The organism is Hypericibacter adhaerens (assembly GCF_008728835.1).
Taxonomy (GTDB): domain Bacteria; phylum Pseudomonadota; class Alphaproteobacteria; order Dongiales; family Dongiaceae; genus Hypericibacter; species Hypericibacter adhaerens.
In genome coordinates this window covers 3,525,858-3,548,265 of sequence record NZ_CP042582.1, presented here as the reverse complement: position 1 = coordinate 3,548,265, position 22,408 = coordinate 3,525,858, and the positions used below count along the sequence as shown (strand labels likewise).

Genomic DNA, 22,408 nt, shown 5'->3' with positions numbered 1-22,408 from the left:
CTTCAATCCCGCGACCGGCGCCAGCGGCCAGGGCTGGTCCCGACATGGCGGCTGAACACCTTCGTGAAGTGACTCTGATCGGCGAAGCCGCAATCGATCGCGATGTCGGACAGCGCGCGCTCGCCGAGGCGCAGCAACATCATGGCTTTCTCGATGCGGTGGTCCTGAAGCCAGCGATGGGGCGTGGTGCCGGTGGACTGGCGGAAGGCGCGGGCGAAATGGGTGACGGAGAGGCCGCATTCCTGCGCCAGCCGGGTCAGCGAGACATCCGAGCCGATATGCGCCTGCATCAGTTCCTGGGCCTTGCGCAGCTGCAGCGGCGTGAGGCCGCCGCGTGCCGGGTGCTTCGCCGCCGTGCCGTCGGCGCCGTAGCGCCCCAGCACATGCGTCGCCACGGCATGGAGGATATGGTCGAGGAACAGCCCGCTCAACGGACCGCCGGCCTCGAGTGCCGGCAGCAGCGCCAAGCCCAGATGGCGGATGATGGGATCGTCATAGCCGGTGGCGAAGCGGTAGCGCAGCTCGCCCGCGAACCGCAGTCCGTTCCGGTCGGCGACCTCGCTCAGCACGGAGCGGGGCAAATAGAAGTGCAACGAATGATGGCCGGTGCGGGTGAAGCTGATCGGATCGCGGCGCAGGTCGTAGAGTGCCGTGACACCCGCCCGGAACGGCGGCGTCCGCGCGGCGCGCCCGTCCTGCCAGAGATCGTGGTCCGGCACGTCGCCCACCATCAGCCCGACCAGCCAGGCCTCGTCATAGCCGATCGACTGGCTGGGCTGCGGCGTCGGGAAATCGGATTTGATCTGCGTGACGGCCAGCGGGCCGCGCTTGAAGGAGCGCGCGATATGCGATTTCGGCTTTTCGAGCCAGAAACGATCCGCCAGATGGTCGCCATAGGCCCGCCGCGGGCCGTCAATCTCGGCAGGGCCTGGATCCCGATCCATGTCCGCCCCCGAAGCGGAAAATGTCGGGAGCGGAGCCTAGCAGCATCGGTGCAGACGGAGAAGGGCGCGCTCCGCCCGACCGCCGGCGGAGACGGTTCGGTGCGCCCGCCTATTGCCGCTCGCCGAAGGAGATCGGATAGGCCTGGCTGCGCAGGAGAAGCATGGGATCGGCCGGCTCGATGCCGGGGTGGAACTCGCCCGGCAGGACCAGGAAGCCCTTGTCCGCCATCACCGGGTCGTCGGGCCGCTTGGCGAAGGTGAAGCTGCCGAGCTTGACCAGCTTGCGGCTCTCCGGCCAGACGATCGACGGATCCTCGATCTTGTCGCCCGGTTCGGCGATCTGGGCATACCAGTCGAAGGTGACGGGTCCCTTGGCGATGCGCGCCAGGATCTCCTCCTGCAGATAGTTCGGGCCTTGGGCCTTGAGCTCGTCGGGCGTCAGGTAATGCTCGCCGGCGCGCGGCACATAGCGGTAACGGACATAGACCGACTGGCCCTTGGCATTGGTCCATTTGAAGGAATTGATGCCGAAATAGGTCGCCTCGGCATAGGAGGCGGGCGTCGTCAGGCTGGCAATGAAGACCTTGGCGATCGGGTGCGAGGCGAGGAACTGCTCGACCGCGGTCGGATGGGCGGCGTCCGGGCCGCTGGCCGCGACATCGCGCAGGAAGGCCGCGAACTCGTCGCTGGTCGCGACGATGAAGCCGTTATGCTGGTCGCTCGCCAGGTCGTAATCGAGCCCGTCCGCGGCCTTGATCTTGATCGCGAGACCGCAGGGCGGGGCGGCGCCGTTGGTGTCCGGCAGGTCGGGGATGCCGGCGAAGAGCGAGAAGCGCGCCACGACCGGCAGGCTGCCGCCGGCGAAGATGGGCGCCTTGGTCAGGGTCTGGGCCGCGGGCTCGGGCGTGAAGCTGCCCTCCAGCATGACGCCTTTGCTGTGTACCGCCCGCGCATGATGCAGACCGAAGGCCGCGTGCAGCGCGTTCACGAGATCGTGGGGCGACTGGTTGGGTGGGATGGTGCCGTCGGCCCGCGCCGGTCCGGCAAGAATCGCCATCAAGGCGAGAGCGATACCCCAGCCGCTGGCGCTGCGCATTGCACCCGCATGGTCGCGCGTGACTTTGATCAAGGCCGCCCCCTTGTCGCTGATCACGATGAGTACAGTGTCTGCCGCTTTCTGCCGGCTCGCCTGTGGCGGCGTCTTTGACGATCTCTCCCCGTTTTGTCCGATCTCACCCAAAGCTTTCCCGAAGGGAAAGTCCCGCCCCGGGTCAGGGCACCAAATCCCTACCGTGGCCTCCCTGTCCTTCGCGAACCACGGATGCTGCGTGATCTTCATGGCGAGGCCCCTTGCTGTTTCGCGAGGCGGAGAGGCGCCGCTAGCTTTTGCTCAGATATTTCATCCCCGTATCGCACATGACGGTGACAAGCGTGGCGTCGGGGCCGAGCTCCCGGGCCAGGCGGAGGGCGGCCACGAGATTGGCGCCCGTCGAGGTGCCGGCGAAGAGGCCTTCCTCGCGGGCGAGCCTGAGGGCCATGTCCTTGGCCTCCGCGGTGGAGACGCGCTCGATCCGGTCGGCGATGCCGTTCTGCCAGAGCGGCACGACGAAGCCGGCTCCGATGCCGTCGATCTTGTGGGCGCCAGCCGGACCGCCCGAGAGCACGGGGGATTCGGTGGGCTCGACGGCGGCGATGCGGATGCGGGGATTGTGGCGGCGCAGCGTCTCGGCGATTCCGCGCAACGAGGCGGCGGTGCCCACGCTCTGGACGAAGCCGTCGATCCGCCCTGCGGTCTGATGCCAGATCTCCTCCGCCATCCGGTGATAGGCCGCGAGCTGGTCCGTGTTGTTGAGCTGGTCGGTCCAGAAGCCGCCGGTCTCCTCCATCACGCTCGCGGCCGCCGCGATCATGTCGCGCGTCAGCTTCTCCGTCATGCGGCCGTCGTCGCTCGCGATGATCCGGAGCCGGGCCCCCAGGATCCGCACATGGTCGATCTTCTCGCGGGCGAAGGCGTCGGAGGTGACGATATGCAGAGGATGGCCCTTCACCGCGCAGACCAGCGCCAGCGAGACGCCGGTGCTGCCGCCGGTATATTCGATGACCCAGCCGCCGGGCGGAAGGCGCCCGTCCTTCTCCGCCGCTTCGACCATGGCCAGCGCCATGCGGTCCTTCATGCTGCCGGTGGGGTTCTCGCTCTCGAGCTTGAGGAAGATGCGCGCACCGGCCGGAGAGGGCAGGCGGCGCAGCGGCAGCAGCCGCGTGTTGCCGATGCAGTCGAGAATCTGCCGGGGCTGCTCGCTCATGAGGCCCGTTTTCCCTTGCCGGCCAGCCATGCCTTCAGGGCGACGGCATTGTTGTGGTGTTCGTCGCGCGAGGCATAGAGGAGGGTGACCGGTCCCTGGCGCAGGCGCTCGTGCAATTCCTGTGCGGCCGCCTGGGCCTCCGGGCCTGCGAGCTCCTTCTCGTAGGCCGCGCAGAACCGGTCCCAGTTTTCGGGATGACCATGGAAGCGCTTGCGCAGCGCGTCGCTGGGCGCGATCGCCTTGAGCCAGAGATCGATCTTCGCCTCGTCCTTGGCGAGACCACGCGGCCACAGCCGGTCGACCAGGATGCGCGTGCCGTCGCCGGCCGCCGGGGCGTCATAGACGCGTTTGACCTTGAGAGAGGCCGTTTTGCGGGTTGCCATGGCAGGGCCTTTCTATGCATCTATAAATGATGTATATGCATATAACTATGATCTCCCCGAAGCAACCCCGGAAGACCCTGCGGACCGAGGCCCGGAAGCTGGTCGAGGCCTGCGCCGGCTGGAACAGCCGGCTGGCCGCGCGGCGGATCACCCAGTTCCTCGATCGCGAGCTGGCGGATTCGGGCCTGACCGCGGCTCAGCTCGGGCTTATGGCGCAGATCGCCGCGGCCGATGACGACCGGCTGGGGGCGCTGGCGCAACGCGTCGGTCTCGATCAATCGACCCTGTCCCGGACGCTGCGGACGCTGGAGGGCGAAGGGCTGGTCGAGATCGCGACGGTCGAGAGCGATCTGCGGCGCCGGGCGGTCTGGCTTACCGAGACGGGCGCGAGGCGACTGGAGGGGGCGATCCCGGTCTGGCGCCGGGCGCAGGCCCGGCTCGCCCGGCATCTTTCGGCAGGCCTCGCCCGGCAGCTTGCGGACCAGGCGGAATTGCTGGACGGTACCGGCGCCTGAAGCGGCCGGCGCGTCACCGTTCTCGCCGCGTCACCGTTCTCCTTGGCAATGGAGGTGCGGGCATGGCCGCAAAATCCGCCATCACATCCTTGAAGGCGCTCGGCGAGGCGGAGGCCGGTTGCCGGCGCTGCCCGCTCTACAAGAACGCGACGCAGGTGGTGCCGGGCGAGGGACCAGCACCGGCGCAGATCATGATGGTGGGAGAGCAGCCCGGCGATCAGGAGGACCGCCAGGGCAAGCCTTTCGTCGGCCCGGCGGGGCGCATCCTGGCCCAGGCGCTGGAAGAGGCCGGCATCGCGCGCGACGAGGTCTTCGTCACCAACGCGGTCAAGCATTTCAAGTTCGAGCCGCGCGGCAAGCGGCGGCTGCACAAGCGACCGGACGTCCATGAGATCGAGCGCTGCCGCTGGTGGCTCGATCTGGAACGCAAGCTCGTCCGCCCGGCCCTCATCGTGGCCCTGGGGGCCACGGCCGTCCGCAGCGTTTCCGGCCGCACGCTCGCCATCGGCAAGATTCGCGGCCAGGTGATGCGGCTTGCGGATGGCGGACGGATGGTCGCGACCATCCATCCCTCCTACGTCCTTCGCATCGAGGACGAGGCCGACAAGCGCGCCCAGTTCCGTCAGCTCGTCGCGGACCTCAAGGCCAGCAAACGCGCTCTCGGGGCGGATGCGGCCTGAGCGGGCCGGCTCTCACGCCGGCGCGATGAAAGGTTGGGAGATCGCCTGAAACGCCGGCAGCGCCTCGAGCCGCGCGGCATGGGCCCGGAGCGCCGGGAAATCCGCCATCGGGATCAGGCCGGGATGCGCTTCGGCGACGAAGCGCAGGGCCACCGCCACGGCGATATCGGCATGACCGATGCGGGGGCCGAACCAATAATCGCCGTCCCTCTCGGCGCGGTCCGCCTCGAGCGCCACCAGCGCCGCCCGCATCTGCGAGCGGCAGCGGCTGGCCCAGACTTCCGACGTCGCCTCATGCAGCCGCTTCTCATAGAAGAGGCTGACGGCCTTGTCAGCCAGGCCGGTCGCCAGCGCCGCGACCTTCAGGGCGCCATGGCGCGCCGGCTCCCGGGCCGGGAACATCGCGCGTTCCGGCGGTACGAGGCTGTCGAGATAATCGAGGATGCTGTGGCTCTCGATCAGCACGTCGCCGTCATCGAGCACCAGCGTCGGCACGCGGACCAGCGGGTTATAGGGACGGATCTTCTCGGCATCGCCGAAGACCGACCAGGGCCGGTGCAGGAAAGGCAGCTCATAGAGCGTCAGCGCGATCCCGACGCGCCGGACGAAGGGAGAGTCGTATTGGCCGATGAGGATCATGGCTCGCACTCCGGAGAACCGAGCTTGCCGGATGCAGAGAGGCCGCCCGGTAGCACAAAAAACCATACATCGTCCTCGGGCCGGCGGATGACGATCCTGTGCCGGAGGCGAGAGGCTTTTTCTGATTCGCGAAAGTATCCTTGCGTTGACAGCGCGCGCCCGTTGCGGTTATCGAGGATGTTCGAATCCGAAAATGGGGCTCCAGAGGCCGCCAATCAGCAAATCCCGGCCGATGAAGGTATTCGCGTTCACGCCTTGGTTTCTCCCGGTTCTGGGCGGCATCGAGATCCTGATCAACTCGCTGGCAAAGCCATTGCGGGAGCAGGGTATCGACATCTCGGTGGTGACCGATGACATGGGGCGCCTGCCGCCGCGGGAAGTCATCGAAGGGACCCCGGTCCACCGGCTGGGCTTCACCAACGCGATCCGGTCCGGCCGCCCCGGCGAGCCGCTCAAGATCCTCGGGCAATTGCAGCAGCTTCTGGACGAAGAGTCGCCCGACATCCTGCACATGCACTGCGTCACCGGGCCCAGCGCCTGGTACGTGGACCGGTTGCTGAAATCGTCGCGTTTCAGGGGGCGGTTCCTGGTGACCCAGCATGGCGTGCTGGAGCCGACTGACCGGATGCCCGTCATCCGGGGTCTCCTGCAGCGGGCCGACGCGATCTCGGCGGTCTCGGAAGCGGCGCTGCGTTCCGCCGTCGAGTTCTCGGCATCGGAAAAGAACTGGGGCGTCATCCCGAACGGGATCGAAGAGGTGCCGGCCGAGCGCATCGACGGCGCGCCCTTCAGGCTCCTCTGCGTCGGCCGGCTGCAGCGGGAAAAGGGTTTCGATCTGGCCATCCGGGCCTTGGCGGAGGTGCGCGCCCGCGGCATCGACGCGGTGCTGACGATCGTCGGCGAAGGCGAAGAGCGCCAGGCGTTCGCGCGGCTGAGCGGCGAGCTTGGATTGTTAAATTTTGTCCATTTTCTCGGCAGGCTCGACAATCGCGCGACGCGGCGCCTGGTTGGCCAGGCTCATCTCGTGCTTGTTCCCTCTCGGACCCGGGAAGGATTCAGCCTGGTCGCCGCGGAGGCGGCGATGGCGGGCGTCACGGCGATCGTGGCGCGTGTCGGCGGGCTCCCGGAAACGGTCCTGGATGGCGAAACGGGAATTGTCGTTTCACCGGACGACCCGATCGAGCTCGGCGCGGCCATCAGCAGAATGCTCGAAGATGAGGGAAGCCGATCGCGGCTGGGACATTGCGCGAGACTCCGGGCGATGAAGGAATATGGTGTCGCTCCCTGCGCCGCGCGGTACCTCGCGTTCTATCGGTCACAGTCGCGTTCATCCATCGATCAGGAACCCAGCAACCATGTTCTATCGAATCCCTCCCAACCGTGTTTCGCATGAGCGGCTGGGGGACGAGGTCATCATCATCAATCTCGAGAAGGGCGCCTACTATTCCGGATCGGGCAGCGCCGCCGACCTGTGGACGCTGCTGGCCGCCGGTGCTTCTCTCGATCAACTGATCGATCTGCTGTCGCGCCAATACGGGCTCTCGGCCCCCGAGATCAGAGGCGATGTCGAGCGCTGCATCCAGTCGCTGATCGCTGCCGACATCATCCAGCCGGCCGGCGATGGGCTTTCGTCCGCCATCCTGGTGCTGCCCGAGGCGGAGGAGCGGCGCTGGCAGGCACCCGGCTTCGACGAGTACACGGACATGTGGGATCTCATCAAGCTGGATCCCATTCACGATGTCGACGAGACCGGCTGGCCGCACGCGGCTCCCACCGCCAAGCTATGAATGCCTCGCTCGCCTTCGCCGAGGCGGTTGCCGTTCGGTGCGAGGCGGCGCTGGGGCAGCGGAAAATCCGGTCGGACAGCTATCGCATCGGCAGCCTGACATTCCGCCTGACCGCGCCGGCCGATGCCGGCGGTCGCTGGATCGGCAGCGCCTTCCTTCCCGCCGAGACGGATTCGATCGCGGCATCTGGCTACAGGCTTCAAGTCTGGGACGGCATCGCGGCGGAGACGGCGCCGCCGGCAAGGCCCTGGGGGCCGATGGCACATGAGCCCCTGGGGCTGATCGAGGGCTTTTGCGACGAGGCGGTGCGCTGTGCGTTCGACATCCATACCAGTTCCCTGACCGTTCATCACGCGGCGAACAACGCAGGCTATCTTTGGTATCCGGAACTGGCGGCGCTGCCCGCCTGGGCACAAGCCTCGCCTTTCCGCATCCCGCTCTCCTGGTTCGCCAACCGGCATGGGCAGCAGATCGTCCATGCCGCCGCCGTGGCGGTCGATGGGCGGGCCGCGCTCATCGCGGGCGGCGGCGGTGCCGGCAAGTCGACCACGGCTCTGGCCTGCGCGCTGTCGGGCATGAGCTATCTCGGCGACGATTACTGCGTCATCGAACCTGCCGCCCGAAAAGTCCATATGCTCTATCAAAGCGCGAAGCTGCTGCGGTCGTCGCTCGATATGCTGCCGGCGGTCCGCCCCTGGCTGGCGAATGCGGATCGCGTCGAGCAGGAAAAGGGCGTCATGTTCCTCGATCCGTCGCGGCTGCCTTTGACGCCCTCCGCCGAGGTCGCGGCGATCCTGCTGCCAAGGGTCACGGGCGCCGCGCGGACCACGCTCCGGAAGGGATCGAGCCGCGACGCGCTCCATGCGATCCTGCCGAGCACGATCGGCGGTCTGATGGGTGGAACCGCGGCGACGCCGCGCCTCCTGATGGCGCTGGCCGCGTCGGCGCCCGTCTACCATATCGATCTCGGCAGCGAGATCGCTTCGGTGCCCGACACCGTGGCATCGGTGCTGGAGCGCATCCATGCCTAGCGCGGCGATCAGCATCATCATGGCCGTGCGCAACGGCGAGCAATATATCGCCGAGGCGCTCGACAGCGTCGCGGTTCAGCGGGCGGCACAGGTCGAGCTGCTGATCGTGGATGACGGATCGACCGATCGCACGGCGGCGATCGCCGGCGGCCATCCGATGGCGCCGATCCTCATCCACCAGGAGCCGGCTGGGCTCGCTGCGGCCTTGAACAGGGCGATGGAGCGCGCCCGTGGAACGCTGCTCTGCTTTCTCGATCATGACGATGTCTGGCCCGAGGGCAGGCTCGGCGCGATGTTCGATGCCCTGCAGGCAACGCCATCGCTGGAGGCGGTGTTCGGTCGGGTGGTCAATACCGATTCGGCGTTGAGGCCGATCGCGCCGCCGATCCCGTCCCGCCTCATCACCGCCATGCTGGCCCGGCGCGACCTGTTCGAGCGGGTCGGGCCCTTTCGCACCGATCTCGCTCATGCCGCCAATGTCGATTGGATCAGCCGGGCGGAGGCCGGCGGCATGCAGTCGCGATTCCTCGACAGGATCGTGCTCTGGCGCCGGATTCATGGCGAGAATATGGGGGTGCGCGACCGGGGAACCGCGCGGACCGACATGCTTCGGGTGATCCGGGATCATCACAACCGGACGAGAAAGAGCTGAATGCAGGCGACGGAACGCGAGCTGCTGCTGCTCAGGGCGGCACTGCACGACGATCCGTCGGTTGCGGTTGCGAGCTGCCGAACCTGGCAGGCCCAGACCTCGCTCGAGCAGGCTCCCTATGCGGAAACCCGGCTGGTTCCCGCCATCTTCGCGCGGCTCAGCGCGATCACGCCGCCGATCGAGATTCCGACCAAGTTTCGGGGCAAGGCGCGAGCGACGTTCACGCAGAACATGATCCTGGCGCGCGAGCTGCTGCCCTATATCGAGACCCTGGCCGCCTCGTTTCCGGTGATCGCGATCAAGGGCCTTGCCATCTGTGCGAGATACGGCGCCTGGTCGCGGCGCGGCATGGGCGATTTCGACATCCATGTCCGATTCCAGGATCTCGAGGCCATATGCCGGCGCCTTCGGGCCGACGGCTGGGCGCCCGGCCGCGGCATGACCTGGGATTCCCTGGTCCATCGCATCGCGTGCAAGCGGGCGAGCTGGGGGCTGACACGCGGTCCCGCCGAGCTCGATCTTCATTGGCGCATCGCGGACGATGCCGGCCAACGCAGGCTCGAGCAGGCACTCTGGGCCGAAGCCCGGACCTTCGAGGTGCAAGGCTGCAAGATCCTTGTGCCGAGTCCGGAGATCGCGCTGATCTATGCGCTCGATCACGGCTTCCGGCAGGGGACGAGAGCGGATGCGATGCAGACCATTCTCGACGCGGTCCTGCTGCTCGGCGATTGCGACATGGAACGGCTGGCGCGCGCGATCGCCGATGCGGGGCTCGTGCCCGAATTCCGGCGCCTGCGGTCCCTTCTGATCGAATCCGGCGTGGCTCGCGCGCAGGCGCTGGATGAGGGTGCCGCCGGCTCTGCCGCCGCGTCGCCTCCGCGAAGAGGGCCGGCGCGGCCGGGCTTCCTGCAGCGGATTCGCGATCGCCGCGCCTCCCGGGTGCCGCCAAGCCGCATGGAACGGAAACTGCTGAAATTTCCGCGCCTCTACCGGGCGTGGGAGGCGGTCGGCCGGCCGCGGCCGCTCGAGATGCTGCTGCTGCGCGCCGTCGGCCCGTTCACGATGCCCCTGCGGCCGCAGGGAGTACCGAAGGCCCTCTACGATCTCAGGCGCTGCGAGGTGGTCGACGAGATCGGCGGCGTCGGTTGGGGCTGGCCGGAGCCGGAACCGACCTGCATCTGGTCGGATCGCGCGGATGCGCGGCTGATCGTGCCGGTGCTCCGGCGGACCGATTATCGTATTGCGCTGTCCTTCTCCGTTTACCGGGGAAGCAGCCCCGCTCCCGATATCGCCGTTCTCGCCAACGGGCATCTGGTGGGCTCGATCGACTTCCGGCGGACACCGGAGGTTTCCACCTATGTCTTTCCCGTCACGAAGCGCATGCTGTTCTCGGACTGGCTCGAGATTTCGCTCCGCCCCAACGAGTATGTGCCGGAGCGGCTTGCGCGGGAGAACTACGCGTTGAGGCGGGGCGTGCCGATCCAACGGCTGCAGCTCGTGAGAATGGATGATCCGCTTGCGACGCCGATCGATCTCTTCGTCGCCTCTCCCCTGCAGGAGAAGGTCGAGAAGGGGATCGAGCCGTACAAGAGCCGGTTCGAGCGAATCCGCGCCACGATCGCAGCCTCGCCGTCGAGGAATTCCAACCTGCTGCCGCCGGATTTCGATCCGGTATTATATGTGCTGAACAATCCGGGCCTCTTCGACGCGGAGGTCGATCCGTACTTCCACTATCTTACGCACGGCCGGTCGGAAGGGCGGCTCTGGCGGTAGGGCGCCCGCTTTCGTCGATTGACCGCCACATCATCCTGCCTCGAGGTTTTGCATGTCAGATCTCTCCGGCTTTCCCATCACGAAACGCTGGCCGGCCCGGCATCCCGAGCGGCTGCAGCTCTACTCCCTGCCGACCCCCAACGGCGTCAAGGTCTCGATCGCGCTCGAGGAGATCGGCTTGCCCTACGAGCCGCATCTGATCGACATCGGCAAGAATGAATCCTGGACGCCCGAGTTCCTGTCGCTCAACCCGAACGGCAAGATCCCGGCCATCATCGACCCGAACGGGCCGGGCGGAAAACCGCTCGGCCTCTTTGAATCGGGCGCCATCCTGCTCTATCTCGGCGAGAAGACCGGCCAGCTGCTGCCGAAGGACGCGGCGCTGCGCTACGAGACCATCCAATGGGTGTTCTTCCAGATGGCCTTTATCGGGCCGATGTTCGGGCAGGTCGGCTATTTCTACAAATTCGCCGGCCGGGAGATCGAGGACAAGCGGCCGCTCGAACGCTATCGCGACGAAGCCAAGCGCCTGCTGGGCGTGATGGAAACCCGGCTTCAGGGCCGGCAATGGATCATGGGCGAGGAATACACCATCGCCGACATCTCGATGCTCGGCTGGGTGCGCAACCTGATCGGCTTCTATGGCGCGCGCGATCTGGTCGAGTTCGACAAGCTGACGCGCGTGCCGGCCTGGCTGGAGCGCGGCCTGGCGCGGCCGGCCGTCAAGCGCGGGCTGGAGATTCCCAGGCGCGGCTAGTGGGCAAATGTCGCCCTGCCTTCGCGATCATATTGCGGCCCTACCGGAAGCGGGCGGCGATGCGGTCCTGGAACGGATAGTAATGCAGGAACGGCTTGGCCTCTTCCAGCACCCGCTGCACGGAAGCCCGGCTCGTCAACCGCTCGAAATAGGCTGTCAGAGTCCGGTGGGTTCCCGAAAAGGGGACCAGCGTCTCGGCGAAGAACAGCGACGGCGCCGCCGCGCAATCGGCGACGCTGAACTCGCTACCGGCAGCCCAGGCCCGGTCGGCCATGCTCTGCTCGATCACGCCGTAGCTGGTTCGCAGCAAAGCCTCGGCCGCGGCCACGCCGTGCGGATCCTGGCTGCCGGCCGGACGGATCCGGTCCCCGACGATTTGCTGCATCGGCGTCATGACGTAGAGATCGAACAGGCGATCCCAGAGACGCGCCTCGAGGGCCGGCTCCGCCTCCGCGGGAATGAGCGGCCGGATGCCGGGATAATGCCGATCGAGATATTCGATGATGATGCTGCTCTCGGGCAGGATCCGGTCGCGGGCTGTGTCGCGCAGGATCGGCATCTTCCCGATGGGCCAGAGCTCGCGATAGCGCTGCCGCTCGGCGGGGTCGCCCAGATTGAGGAGCTGCGGCTCGAACGGCGTACCGTTCTCGTAAAGTGCGATCAGCACCTTGTGGCAATAGGACGAGAGCGGATGGAAGTGAAGCGTCAACGTCATGATTCGGACACCTTCGGCAGGGGGGAGCGGCCCGCTCACGTCATCGTTTTCGCATCCGCGACGAGCTGGTCGAGCGCCGTTCCCCAGCCCTGATGGAATCCCTTGGGACAATACCTGAGTTTTCAGACTCTGTGATGCCTCGCCGGAGATTCGGCTTTCTTCGCTTTTCCTTTGACGGGGAAGGCGATAAGGGAGATGGAGGAAACGAGGCACTCGGCGGAACGGAGCCTTCATGGCCAAAGCCAAGAGCGTGACCATCTACGGCATCAAGAACTGCGACACGATGAAGAAGGCGCGGGCCTGGCTCGAGGGGCACGACGTCGCCTACGAGTTCCACGACTATAAGGCCGCGGGCATCGACCGCGGCCGGCTCGAGGGATGGGCGCGCGAGCTCGGCTGGGAGCCGCTGCTCAACCGCGCCGGGACAACCTTCCGGGCGCTGCCCGACAAGGACAAGGAAGGTCTCAACGAGCGGAAAGCGGTCGCGCTGATGCTGGCGCAGCCTTCGATGATCAAGCGGCCCGTGCTCGATGTCAGCGGTACGCTGCTGGTGGGCTTCAAGCCCGAGCTCTATGCGAAGGCCTTCGGCCTGCGGGATTGAAACGATCGACGCCCCCCGTGCGGTCGTCACCGCGGGGCGCGATACACTTCCTTTCCGCGCAGCCCGTCATGGGAGTGCCGCAGTGCCAGCACGCCCTTGGGCGGCTGGCGCAGTGCCGCCGGCATCTGCGTTCCGATATCGCTCTTGGCCGGCGTGACGCCGCCATCGACGAGCCATAGCGCGCCCGTCACATAGCTCGCCTCGTCGGAAGCGAGGAACGCGAAGATGTTGGCGATCTCCTCCGGCGTGGCGCGGCGCCCGAGCGGGACCATGTTGCCGATCGTCGCCTGTGCCGCCATGGGGATCGGGCTGTCGGGACCCCGCGTCCAGGCGGTGTCCACGGGGCCGGGGCAGACGCAGTTCGCACGCACGCCGTGCGGCGCCTGCTCGAGGGCGACTCCCTTGGCGAAGGCGTGGAGGAAACCCTTGCTGCCGCCATAGGGCGTGAATCCGGGCGAGCCGTTGAAGCCGGCCTCGGAGCCGGTATAGATGATGTTGCCCCGGCTCGCGCGCAGATGCGGCAGGGCGAATTTGGTCATGAGGAAGGCCGTGCGGATGTTGTTTCTCAGGGTGCGGTCGAAATCCTCGATGCGATAGAGATCGGTCTCGGCATTGGCGATGAAGATGCCGGCATTGCTCACCAGCAGATCCAGCTTCCCGAATTGATCGATGGCGAGATCGACGCAAGCCTGCGCCTGCTGCTCTTCGGCCAGATCGCCGAGATAGGGCATGGCCCCGCCGCCGCCGGCGACGACGGCTTCTGCCACGTCGGCGACGGGATCGCCGGGCAAGCCCGCGAGAACGAGCGCCGCGCCCTCGCGCGCGAATTTCTGCGCGATCGCCTCGCCAATGCCCGTGCCCGCCCCGGTGACGATGGCAACCTTGTCCCGCAACTGCATGTCCCGCCTCCGATGCCCGGATTGAGAAGAAGCGCCGCCCAAAGGGGCGCCGTCAGGAGGGCGGCAACCTAGCGCGGCAGGCCCGGGCCCGATTTGATCCGCGTCAATGGGCGCGACGCACCGGCATGCTAGTCACACGGCCGGCAGGACATGGTTTCGTAACAGGAGCAGCGCCATGAATCTCGATCAGGCGATCGCCGGCCGCCGCGCGGTCCGGGAATACACATCGCAAGCCGTCGACGAGCCGGTCATCCGGCATCTGGTGGCGGCCGCCCAGCAGGCGCCCAGCGCCTTCAACGAGCAGCCCTGGACCTTCACGATCCTGCGCGATCGGGCCTTGCTCGACCGGATTTCGCGCGAGGCCACGGCCCACATGCTCGCGATCCTGCCGGTCGGAGGGCCCTCCGACCATGCCCGGTCGCTGCTCGGCGCGCCGGACTTTCACATGTTCCATCATGCGCCCGTCCTGATTCTGATTTCGGCCGCGGCTGCGGGTCCCTTCATCGTCGAGGATTGCGCCTTGGCCGCCGAGAACCTGATGCTGGCGGCCCATGCCGCCGGGCTCGGCTCCTGCTGGATCGGTTTCGCGCAGGCGTTCCTCAACACGGCCCAGGGCAAGGCCCTGCTCGGCCTTCCCTCGGCCTGGGTTCCGGTGGCCCCTCTCATCCTGGGCCATCCCAGGACCGCGCCGGCGCCCGTCCCGCGCCGCGAGCCGACGATCCGCTGGGTCGGCTGAAGAGGCTGCGCCGCCGGGCCCTCGGGAAAGGAGCGAAGGGGGAAGAACTTGCCTACCATCGGGGATGGCATAACTACCAAAAGATGAAACCGACCCCGGAAAAGCGCCGTCGATGACGGTTCTGTAACGCGCCCTTAAGATGCCCGGGCGTCGAATCGGTGACTTGTCCGGCGTTGGAAGTGCGTGATGTATCAGTTCCTCGAGCGCGATCAGCTGCAGTCGATCGATATCGACCGTCTCTTTGCCCATTGGGACGCCTTGCGTCGGGGCCGGGAGTTTCCGTCGAAGGGCGATATCGACCCCTCGGCGATCGTCTCCTGCCTGCCTTTCATGACGATCGCCGAGATCCATCGCGAGCCGCTGCGTATCCGCTATCGCCTGGTCGGGACCGAGATCGTGCGGTTGCGGGGCGGCGACTTCACCTGGAAATGGCTGCATGAGCTCGGCTGGAATCAGGAGACGGTCGCAGAGTTCCTGACCCAGTACGACGCCATGCTGCGGCGGCGCGAGCCGATCTTCGGCGTGGACGATATTCTCTGGATCGACGGTCGCCCGCGCCTCTACGAATGGGCGCTGCTGCCGCTGTCGGACGACGGCCGGACCATCACGCACTGCATCGTGATCGAGGATCTGCGCGCGTCGGGCCGTCCTTTGCGATCGGACTCCGATTTCTAGCGCTGCCCGGTTCTCTTCGCCGCTCCATGGCTCTCGCAGTGGCGTCGATGCGAGCACGCCAGTTGACATTAATAACAGTTAATGTTGGAGTTAACCTGCCGGCGATAGAATTTCCTATGTAGCGTTCGAATTTCTCTCGTGAGAGCAGTGGCGGCCAAACCTGCGCAATCGACACGCAAGCAGGCTCTCATTCCTGCTCTCGGCGTCCCCCCTTCTACCCACATCGATAGCGGGCCGCTTTGCCGTCAGCCGACGGCCGAGAGGAAAATCCTTGTTCCGATCCATCTGATTCGAACCCACTGGATCTCAACCCACCGGAAAGGCGACGGCGATGCCGGATCATGACGCTGGCGTGAGCGCGATTCTCGAGGCCCTGGGCACGGGGCGGATGTCCCGAAGGCAGGCGTTCAGGGCTCTGGCGGCCTTGGGCATAGGGACGGCGATGGCGCCGGCCCTGTCGCGTCTCGCCGCGGCCGACGACGCGCCGATGGGTCCCGGCGGCATTCCGCTGGCGAGGCCCGACAAGCCGGTGACGCTGCCGCTCTGGGAGGACCCGATCAAGAGCGGGCTCGAGCCCGAGACCGACGGCACCTTCACCGTCTTCAACTATTCGGACTACATCGACAAGGCGCTGGTCGAGGAGTTCGGCAAGCAGCACAAGGTCAAGATCCAGATCACGACCTTCGACAGCATGGATCAGTGCATCACGCGCCTCGCCACCAAGGCCGTGCGCGCCGACGTCACGAACATCACGCCCGACCGCCTCGCGCAGGCCGTCGCCGGCAAGCTGATCAAGCCGGTCAATCCCGACTATGTGCCGAACCTGAAGAAGAACGTCTGGCCGTCGCTGCACAGTCCCTTCTACGACCAGGAATCGCGCTACACCGTGCCCTACACCGTCTATACGACGGGCATCGGCTGGCGCAACGACAAGGTCAAGGAAGACATCGCCGGCCTTGCCAACCCCTGGTCGATCTTCTGGAACTCGCAAGCCTACAAGGGCTATGTCGGCGTGCTCGACGATTCGCGCGAGGCGCTGGTGATGGCCATGCTCTACCGCGAGTTCTACGACATCAACACCGAGGACCCGGCCGCCATCAACAAGGCGCTGGACGATCTGAAGGCGCTGATCCCGATCTGCAATCCGAAGGTCAACATCACCGAGTATCAGACCCTGCCGGAGGGCACGAGCTGGCTGCATCATTGCTGGTCGGGCGACCTTCTGGGCGGCGTCTTCTCCTACCTGCCGGAAGGCACGGACCCGTCGGTGCTGAGCTACTGGGCGCCGGCCAGGGGCAAGGGTCCGATCCAGAACGATTGCTGGGCGATCTCGGCCTCGACCAAGAAGCCGGTCCTGGCGCATCTCTGGCTCGACTACATCATCGACAACACGGTCGCGACCGACAATTTCCTCAACTTCAACGGCTATCAGCCGCCGATGGTCTCGATCACGCCGGAGAAGCTGGTGGCGGAGGGCCGCATTCCGGAAAACCTCAAGACCGCGGTGATGGGGCCGGACGATTTCGGGCCTGGCGCGCTCCAGGAGATGACGCTGACGCCCAAGGGCCAGGCGCTCTGGCAGAGCGCCTATGCCAAGTTCGTCTCGGGCGCGTAAGACCCGGCGATGAGCGAGAAGTCCGGGATCTATCCGCGATGGCTCTGGCAGGCCTTCGCGTTGCCGGGTGTCGTCTGGCTGATCCTGCTCTTCCTCGTGCCGTTCTATGCGGTGATCGGCGTCGCCTTCGGCGGCGTCGACCCCATCTTCCTGATCCCGGTGCCGGCCTGGAACCCGCTCGACTGGAGCGCGGAGGCCGTGATCCAGACCTTGTCGGGATTCCTGCCGGGCGGCGACTATTGGGCGGTGTTCTGGCGGACCACGCTCTATGTCGCCGTGGCGCTCGCCCTCTGCCTGCTGGTCGGATATCCGGTCGCCTACTACATCTCGCGCCATGCCCGGCGGACCAAATCGATCCTCCTGGCGCTCCTCGTGCTGCCCTTCTGGGTCAGCTACCTGATGCGCATGCTGGCCTGGGTCAATCTCTTCGCGCCCTCGGGCTATGTGAACGACTTCCTCGCCTGGTCGCACATCCTGCCCGATCCGCCCGACTGGCTGAACGGCAACCCGGTCTCGGTCGTGCTGGCCCTGGTCTATGGCTATATTCCCTACCTGATCCTGCCGCTGCTGGCCGCGCTGGATCGCATCGACAAGAGCCTGCTCGAGGCCGCGCGCGATCTGGGGGCAAGCCCGGCCCGGGCCTTCCTCCATGTCACTTTGCCGCTCTCGATGACCGGCGTGCTGGGGGCGAGCGTCATCATCGCGCTGCCGATGTTCGGCGACTATTACACGCCCAACATCATCTCCGGGTCCCCGACCACGAGCATGCTCGGCAACCAGATCGATCTCTTCTTCCATGGCGGGCCGCAGCCGCAGATCGGCGCCTCGCTGACGCTGGTCCTGTCGCTCTTCCTGGCGGTGCTGATGACCTACTACATGTATTCGGTCGCCCGCTCGACGCGCGAGGTGCGCGATGAGTGAGGCGGTCATCGCACGCCCTGTCCGCGTGCCGTCCCGCGGCTTCGGCCGGCGCCTGCGCGACTGGATCGCGAACCCCTGGGGCCGGCCGCGCTTCCTGGTTCTGATCACCTGGGTCTATGTCATCTCCTCGCTCGCACCCGTCGTGATCGCGATCCAGTTCTCCTTCAATGACGGTCGCTCGTTGACGGCCTGGCAGGGCTGGGGCGGCGCGCGCTGGTACTGGGAGGACCCGGTCAACTCGGTCTGGCACGATCCGGCGCTGCAGCATGCGCTGATCCAGAGCCTGAAGCTCGCGGGCCTCGACATGCTGATCGCCACGCCGCTCGGCGTGATGCTGGCGATCGGGCTGGCGCGCTGGCGCGGGCGGGCGGCCAGCGCCTCCAATTTCCTCATGCTGTTCCCGTTGGTGACGCCCGAGATCGTGATGGGCGTGTCGCTGTCGCTGGCCTTCCTCAACGTCTTCACCTTCATCGAGCCCAGCACCACCGCCCAGATGCTGGGCCATGTGACCTTCTCGCTCTCCTATGTCGTGGTGATCGTGCGCGGGCGCCTGTTCTCGATCGGGCGCCAGTACGAGGAGGCCGCGGCCGACCTCGGCGCCACGCCCTGGGAGACCTTGCGCCTCGTGCTGCTGCCGCTCCTGATGCCGGCGGTCTTCTCGAGCCTGATGATCGTGTTCGCGATCTCGATCGACGATTTCGTCATCAGCCAGTGGCTCTCCTGCGGCGCCGACTGCGACACCATCCCGATCCGGATCTACAGCGCGACGCGCGCGGCTCCCCTGCCGTCGATCAACGCGCTCGCCTCGATCATGGTCTATTTCACCCTGGCGGCGGTCGGCATCTCCTACCTGGTCTTCCGCTTCATGACCCGGGGCGAACGGCCCAAGGGCGGCGAGGCCGGGCGTGGCATGGTGAGCCAGATGGGCGCCTTCGATGTGTAAGACGGGCCGGGCGGCGGGAAACCCTTTCTCGATCTGAAATCCAAAGGACAGGAGCGCGGGGCGTGGCCGGCGGCGAAGTACAACTGGTCCAACTGATCAAGCGGTTCGGCGCGTTCATCGCGGTGGATGGCATCAACCTCCACATGCCGGCGGGCGAGTTCTTCTCGATGCTGGGGCCGTCGGGCTGCGGCAAGACGACGACCCTGCGCATGATCGCCGGCTTCGAGCAGCCGACCGAGGGCCAGATCGTTCTCGACGGCGAGGATATGACGCAGACGCCGCCCCACCGCCGTCATGTCAACACCGTGTTCCAGAACTACGCGCTCTTTCCCCATCTCAACGTGTTCGACAACGTCGCCTTCGGCCTCAGGCGCCAGCGGGTGGAGCGCGGCGAGGTCACGCGGCGGGTGCGCGAGGCGCTCGACCTGGTGCAGCTCACGAAGTTCGAAAGACGCCGGCCGGCGCAGATGTCGGGCGGCCAGCAGCAGCGCGTGGCGCTGGCCCGCGCGCTCGTGCTGAAGCCGGCCGTGCTGCTGCTGGACGAGCCGCTGGGTGCCTTGGATGCCAAGCTCCGCAAGCAGCTCCAGATCGAGCTCAAGGCGCTGCAGCAGCAGGTGGGCATCACCTTCATCTATGTGACGCATGACCAGGAGGAGGCGCTCACCATGAGCGACCGGATCGCGGTCATGTCCAACGGCCGCGTCGAGCAGGTGGCGCCACCCAGGCAGGTCTATGAGGAGCCGGCGACCGTGTTCGTGGCTGACTTCCTCGGCGTCTCCAACCTCATGGATGCGCAGGCGCGAGGGCTCGACGCGCAGGGCCACTGCCAGGTCAGAGCCGGCAGCTTCGATCTCTGCTGCGCCCGCGGGGATACCTCGGTCTCGGGCCAGACCAAGATCACGATCCGGCCGGAACGCGTGAAGCTCGAGAAGACGAACGTCTCGGGCGAGAACCGCGTGCCGGGCCAGGTCGAGCGCTCGGTCTATCTCGGCAACGCGGTGCAGCTCATCGTCAAGCTCGCCACCGGCAACGTGATCCAGGTGCTGATGCAGAACGGCGGCGAGGAGATCCCCTTCAACCCGGGCGATTCCGTCCAGGCCCACCTCCCGCGCGACGCGCTGCGCGTCCTCACCGACACGGGCGCGAAGCTCCCCTCGGCGGATCCGGGGGCGGTGAAGTAGGGGAATGCAAAGGTCGCGGCCTTACGTCCGCGCCTCTTCGTCATACCCGCGAAAGCGGGGATGACAGCAAGAGAAAACCCTCCCCCGCCTTGCAGGGGAGGGCAGGAGCACAATCCTTACGCCGCGTCGACCTGGCGCTTGTGGTAGGCAGCGGCGCAATGCTGGGTGCAGTAGGGGCGGCCCGGTTCCGAGGGCGCGCCGCAGAAATGGAAGCCCGCCTGCTTCGGGTCGCCGATCGGCCACATGCAGCCCTTGCTGCCGCCGGCCGGTGCCGCTCCCGGCGCTTTCGCGCTGATCGGCTGCTGCTGCGGGGGCGGCGGTGCCGCCGGCATCGGCGCGGGCTCCGCATGATGATGCTGGGGCGGGGCCACGCGGGCCGGGCGCGGGATCGGTACCGGCTTGGCGCCGGGCTCGCGCTTGATGGGCGAGGGGCGGGCCGACAGGCCGAGACGATGGGCCTTGCCGATCACGGCGTTGCGGCTGACACCACCGAGCCGCTCGGCGATCTGGCTCGCGGTCAGGCCCTGCATCCAGAGCGACCGCAGCGCTTCAATCCGTTCCTCCGTCCACTCCATGGTGGCCTCCGATCTTGTCCCAAATATGGGGTAGAACCCGAGATATTGTGGTTATCGAGTTTCATCCCACCATATCGGGTATTGCAAGATCGATTCGGCGACTCCGCGAATCAAACTGGGGATAAGCACGACCAACCCTCGGGCTCGTGCCTAATATATTGATCGGGCTTTTCAAATTTAAAGAGGGCGCGACTCGGGCGGCGCGGCGCGCCCCGAGTCTCCATCCCGCGCCTGACCGCGAAGGGTAGGGGGTCCGGAATCAGCCGACCACGCGCAGGCCCGACTCCAGCTGCTCGATGATGTCCTCGAGCAGGCTGGCCCGGCCCAGGCGGTGGCGGCCATTGAGCAGCAGGAACTCCGCTTCCCGCTCGCTGGCCGGGCCCGTCAGGCTGACGCGCTTGGCGATGCTGAAGAGCGGGCGCTCCCGGCTCGAGCGGAACACCGAGAACATCGCCATGCCGGGGCGATGGTCGATCGCATAGTCGCGCCATTCGCCCCGCATCACGCGCCGGCTGTAGAGGGAGAGAAGCTGGTTCAATTCGCGTCGGCTGAAAAACACGACGCGATGCTGGCGCCGATACTCGGCAAGACGGATCAGGCTCGACATGCGACGACTGACAAATGGCTCCCGCTTTGCAAGGTCGGCACCGGCTCCCGGATTCGATCGGGTGCCGACAGTGTCGGCCAAAACCCGCAGCCGGTCCAGTCCCGACCGTCTCGCCATTGTCATCAAAATCGGAGGGAGGGGCGGCGCTCGGAAGCGCTGCCGATCAAGGCGCTACTGCATCAGCCGCGCTTCTTCGCCGGCCATCGGCTTGGCGGTGCAATCGACCACGCCTAGCGTCTTGTAGCAGTAATAAACCGGCGCCGGCGGATGGGCCGCGGCTTCCTCGTCCGCGATCTCCTCGGGCGTCCGGCAATATTTCCCGGTGCTCTCCAATTTGAAGGAGGAGCAGTCCTGATCCATGATCCAGCCCGCGATATAGTCGGGCGGCAGCTTCTGGTCGACCGCGATGGTGCCGGCCGTGACGCCCGCGACCGCGACTCCCGCGCAGCCCTGCAGGGCCAGCGACGCGCCGAGGATCAGGTAGAGCACGATGGTCTTGAGCATAAGGCCGTCCTGGCGGTTCAAGCCGGGGCCACCTCTCCTGGGTGCCCAGGCCCTATCCTCGCCAAAGCTGGTGAAGATCGGGTTAGCGGCGGTGCCGCGACCCGCCGTGCTGCCGGGCATGATGTCGCGGAAGCTATTGAAATTCCGGGGTTTGCCAAGGTGAACACACAAGGTTATGTTACGCCCGGCTTGGCCCCGGCCCGAGGCGGGGGCGCGGGGCTTTGATGATCGCGAGGGCGGTGCGGATACGGCACCGCCGGTCCTTCGGGCCCAATCCGGGGATTTCCAGAAACGGCAACGGCGCGGGGGCCGGGAGGCAAGGGCGTGGCGGATATCTTCAAGGAAGTCGAAGAGGACCTTCGACGCGAGCGGCTCGAGCAGCTCTGGCAGCGTTATGGCCGGGCGGTGATTGCCGTCGCCGTGCTGATCGTCCTCGGCACCGCCGGCTCGGTCGCCTGGCACCGCTACCAGCAGCACCGCCAGTCGACGCTGGCCGAGCAGTATGGCGCGGCGATCGCCGAGACCGATCCGAGCACGGGCGATCTCGCCAAGGCGGATGCGGCGCTCGCCAACATCGCCGATGCCGGCGGCGGCTATGGCGCGCTGGCGCGGCTCGAGCAGGCGGCGGTCAAGGCCAAGGCCGGCGATCTCGACGGCGCCGCCAAGATCTATGACACGCTCGCTTCCGACAGCGCCGCGCCGCCGGCGTTGCGCGACCTGGCCAAGCTGCTGAAGGTGATGCGCCTGGTCGACAGCGGCGATCCCGCGGCTCTGACCGATTCGTTGGCGCCGCTGATGGCGCCCGAGAGTCCCTGGCGCTTCACCGCGACCGAGCTGACCGCGATCCTCGCGCTCAAGAGCGGCGACCAGAAGCGCGCCACCGACCTCTTCACTCAGCTCGCCGACGATCAGGCGGCGCCCTCCAGTCTTCGCGCGCGGGCCGCCGAAATGGCCGCCGCCCTCAAGGGCTGA

26 protein-coding genes are annotated in these 22,408 nt (G+C 66.7%); 16 read left to right on the top strand and 10 right to left on the bottom strand.

Annotation, left to right across the window (positions count from 1 at the left end; translation table 11 throughout):
* Positions 1-2 precede the first annotated feature (2 nt).
* The 4 genes from FRZ61_RS15665 to FRZ61_RS15650 form a co-directional block, all read right to left on the bottom strand.
* A complete protein-coding gene (locus FRZ61_RS15665) occupies positions 3-944 on the bottom strand; it encodes an AraC family transcriptional regulator (protein ID WP_151118623.1) in 942 nt (313 codons plus the stop codon).
* A 109-nt stretch (positions 945-1,053) separates the two neighbouring features.
* Positions 1,054-2,073: a catalase family peroxidase gene (locus FRZ61_RS15660; RefSeq protein ID WP_225308825.1), complete on the bottom strand. Its 1,020-nt coding sequence runs from the start codon at positions 2,071-2,073 to the stop codon at positions 1,054-1,056.
* 250 nt (positions 2,074-2,323) lie between these two features.
* A complete protein-coding gene (locus FRZ61_RS15655; protein WP_151118622.1) occupies positions 2,324-3,247 on the bottom strand; it encodes a PLP-dependent cysteine synthase family protein in 924 nt (307 codons plus the stop codon).
* On the bottom strand, positions 3,244-3,630 hold the full coding sequence (locus FRZ61_RS15650) for a DUF488 domain-containing protein (RefSeq protein WP_151118621.1): 387 nt from the start codon (positions 3,628-3,630) through the stop codon (positions 3,244-3,246). The genes FRZ61_RS15655 and FRZ61_RS15650 overlap by 4 nt, the downstream gene beginning before the upstream one ends.
* 47 nt (positions 3,631-3,677) lie before the next feature.
* Between FRZ61_RS15650 and FRZ61_RS15645 the strand changes: the two genes are divergently transcribed.
* On the top strand, positions 3,678-4,145 hold the full coding sequence (locus tag FRZ61_RS15645) for a MarR family winged helix-turn-helix transcriptional regulator (RefSeq protein WP_151118620.1): 468 nt from the start codon (positions 3,678-3,680) through the stop codon (positions 4,143-4,145).
* A gap of 62 nt (positions 4,146-4,207) precedes the next feature.
* On the top strand, positions 4,208-4,825 hold the full coding sequence (locus FRZ61_RS15640) for a UdgX family uracil-DNA binding protein (RefSeq protein ID WP_151118619.1): 618 nt from the start codon (positions 4,208-4,210) through the stop codon (positions 4,823-4,825).
* Positions 4,826-4,837: 12 nt separating this feature from the next.
* Here FRZ61_RS15640 and FRZ61_RS15635 read toward each other — a convergent pair whose 3' ends face one another.
* On the bottom strand, positions 4,838-5,464 hold the full coding sequence (locus FRZ61_RS15635; protein WP_151118618.1) for a glutathione S-transferase family protein: 627 nt from the start codon (positions 5,462-5,464) through the stop codon (positions 4,838-4,840).
* A gap of 232 nt (positions 5,465-5,696) precedes the next feature.
* Here FRZ61_RS15635 and FRZ61_RS15630 point away from each other — a divergent pair, with 232 nt between their 5' ends.
* From FRZ61_RS15630 to FRZ61_RS15605, 6 genes are read left to right on the top strand one after another with little or no spacing between them, the layout of a single operon-like run.
* Positions 5,697-6,857: a glycosyltransferase family 4 protein gene (locus FRZ61_RS15630; protein ID WP_191909048.1), complete on the top strand. Its 1,161-nt coding sequence runs from the start codon at positions 5,697-5,699 to the stop codon at positions 6,855-6,857.
* A complete protein-coding gene (locus FRZ61_RS15625) occupies positions 6,820-7,251 on the top strand; it encodes a PqqD family protein (protein WP_191909047.1) in 432 nt (143 codons plus the stop codon). Before FRZ61_RS15630 ends, FRZ61_RS15625 begins: the two co-directional genes overlap by 38 nt.
* On the top strand, positions 7,248-8,282 hold the full coding sequence (locus FRZ61_RS15620; protein ID WP_151118615.1) for a hypothetical protein: 1,035 nt from the start codon (positions 7,248-7,250) through the stop codon (positions 8,280-8,282). The genes FRZ61_RS15625 and FRZ61_RS15620 overlap by 4 nt, the downstream gene beginning before the upstream one ends.
* Positions 8,275-8,934, top strand: coding sequence for a glycosyltransferase (locus FRZ61_RS15615; protein WP_151118614.1), 660 nt, complete (start codon positions 8,275-8,277; stop codon positions 8,932-8,934). Before FRZ61_RS15620 ends, FRZ61_RS15615 begins: the two co-directional genes overlap by 8 nt.
* Entirely contained in the window at positions 8,935-10,707 is a 1,773-nt protein-coding gene (locus FRZ61_RS15610) for a nucleotidyltransferase family protein (protein ID WP_151118613.1), read from the top strand.
* Positions 10,708-10,759: 52 nt separating this feature from the next.
* Entirely contained in the window at positions 10,760-11,464 is a 705-nt protein-coding gene (locus FRZ61_RS15605; protein ID WP_151118612.1) for a glutathione S-transferase N-terminal domain-containing protein, read from the top strand.
* Between the two features lie 40 nt (positions 11,465-11,504).
* On the opposite strand, the gene FRZ61_RS15600 is transcribed toward FRZ61_RS15605, so the two are convergent.
* Positions 11,505-12,179, bottom strand: coding sequence for a glutathione S-transferase family protein (locus FRZ61_RS15600; RefSeq protein ID WP_151118611.1), 675 nt, complete (start codon positions 12,177-12,179; stop codon positions 11,505-11,507).
* Between the two features lie 232 nt (positions 12,180-12,411).
* Between FRZ61_RS15600 and FRZ61_RS15595 the strand changes: the two genes are divergently transcribed.
* On the top strand, positions 12,412-12,780 hold the full coding sequence (locus tag FRZ61_RS15595; protein ID WP_151118610.1) for an ArsC family reductase: 369 nt from the start codon (positions 12,412-12,414) through the stop codon (positions 12,778-12,780).
* Between the two features lie 26 nt (positions 12,781-12,806).
* Here FRZ61_RS15595 and FRZ61_RS15590 read toward each other — a convergent pair whose 3' ends face one another.
* Complete coding sequence (locus FRZ61_RS15590; protein ID WP_151118609.1) at positions 12,807-13,679, bottom strand: SDR family NAD(P)-dependent oxidoreductase; 873 nt, start codon at positions 13,677-13,679, stop codon at positions 12,807-12,809.
* Between the two features lie 175 nt (positions 13,680-13,854).
* On the opposite strand from FRZ61_RS15590, the gene FRZ61_RS15585 reads away from it, so the two are divergent.
* From FRZ61_RS15585 to FRZ61_RS15560, 6 genes are all read left to right on the top strand, one after another.
* Positions 13,855-14,415: a nitroreductase family protein gene (locus FRZ61_RS15585; protein WP_151118608.1), complete on the top strand. Its 561-nt coding sequence runs from the start codon at positions 13,855-13,857 to the stop codon at positions 14,413-14,415.
* A gap of 186 nt (positions 14,416-14,601) precedes the next feature.
* The gene (locus FRZ61_RS15580; RefSeq protein WP_151118607.1) at positions 14,602-15,090 is read left to right on the top strand and encodes a PAS domain-containing protein; all 489 of its coding nucleotides are present in this window, start codon (positions 14,602-14,604) and stop codon (positions 15,088-15,090) included.
* A gap of 442 nt (positions 15,091-15,532) precedes the next feature.
* A complete protein-coding gene (locus FRZ61_RS15575) occupies positions 15,533-16,705 on the top strand; it encodes an extracellular solute-binding protein (RefSeq protein WP_191909046.1) in 1,173 nt (390 codons plus the stop codon).
* 9 nt (positions 16,706-16,714) lie between these two features.
* Positions 16,715-17,626: an ABC transporter permease gene (locus FRZ61_RS15570; RefSeq protein WP_151118605.1), complete on the top strand. Its 912-nt coding sequence runs from the start codon at positions 16,715-16,717 to the stop codon at positions 17,624-17,626.
* Entirely contained in the window at positions 17,619-18,569 is a 951-nt protein-coding gene (locus FRZ61_RS15565) for an ABC transporter permease (protein WP_151118604.1), read from the top strand. The genes FRZ61_RS15570 and FRZ61_RS15565 overlap by 8 nt, the downstream gene beginning before the upstream one ends.
* Positions 18,570-18,631: 62 nt before the next feature.
* Positions 18,632-19,750: an ABC transporter ATP-binding protein gene (locus FRZ61_RS15560; RefSeq protein ID WP_151118603.1), complete on the top strand. Its 1,119-nt coding sequence runs from the start codon at positions 18,632-18,634 to the stop codon at positions 19,748-19,750.
* Positions 19,751-19,866: 116 nt separating this feature from the next.
* Here the strand turns inward: FRZ61_RS15560 and FRZ61_RS15555 are convergent, their stop codons facing one another.
* The 3 genes from FRZ61_RS15555 to FRZ61_RS15545 all read right to left on the bottom strand — a co-directional run bounded on the left by FRZ61_RS15555 (position 19,867) and on the right by FRZ61_RS15545 (position 21,436).
* Positions 19,867-20,325, bottom strand: a complete 459-nt coding sequence (locus FRZ61_RS15555; RefSeq protein WP_151118602.1) for a GcrA family cell cycle regulator — start codon at positions 20,323-20,325, stop codon at positions 19,867-19,869.
* Positions 20,326-20,584: 259 nt separating this feature from the next.
* Positions 20,585-20,932, bottom strand: a complete 348-nt coding sequence (locus tag FRZ61_RS15550) for a DUF2794 domain-containing protein (protein WP_191909045.1) — start codon at positions 20,930-20,932, stop codon at positions 20,585-20,587.
* 171 nt (positions 20,933-21,103) lie between these two features.
* Positions 21,104-21,436, bottom strand: a complete 333-nt coding sequence (locus tag FRZ61_RS15545) for a hypothetical protein (protein ID WP_151118600.1) — start codon at positions 21,434-21,436, stop codon at positions 21,104-21,106.
* Positions 21,437-21,760: 324 nt separating this feature from the next.
* Here FRZ61_RS15545 and FRZ61_RS15540 point away from each other — a divergent pair, with 324 nt between their 5' ends.
* Positions 21,761-22,408: a tetratricopeptide repeat protein gene (locus FRZ61_RS15540; protein WP_191909044.1), complete on the top strand. Its 648-nt coding sequence runs from the start codon at positions 21,761-21,763 to the stop codon at positions 22,406-22,408.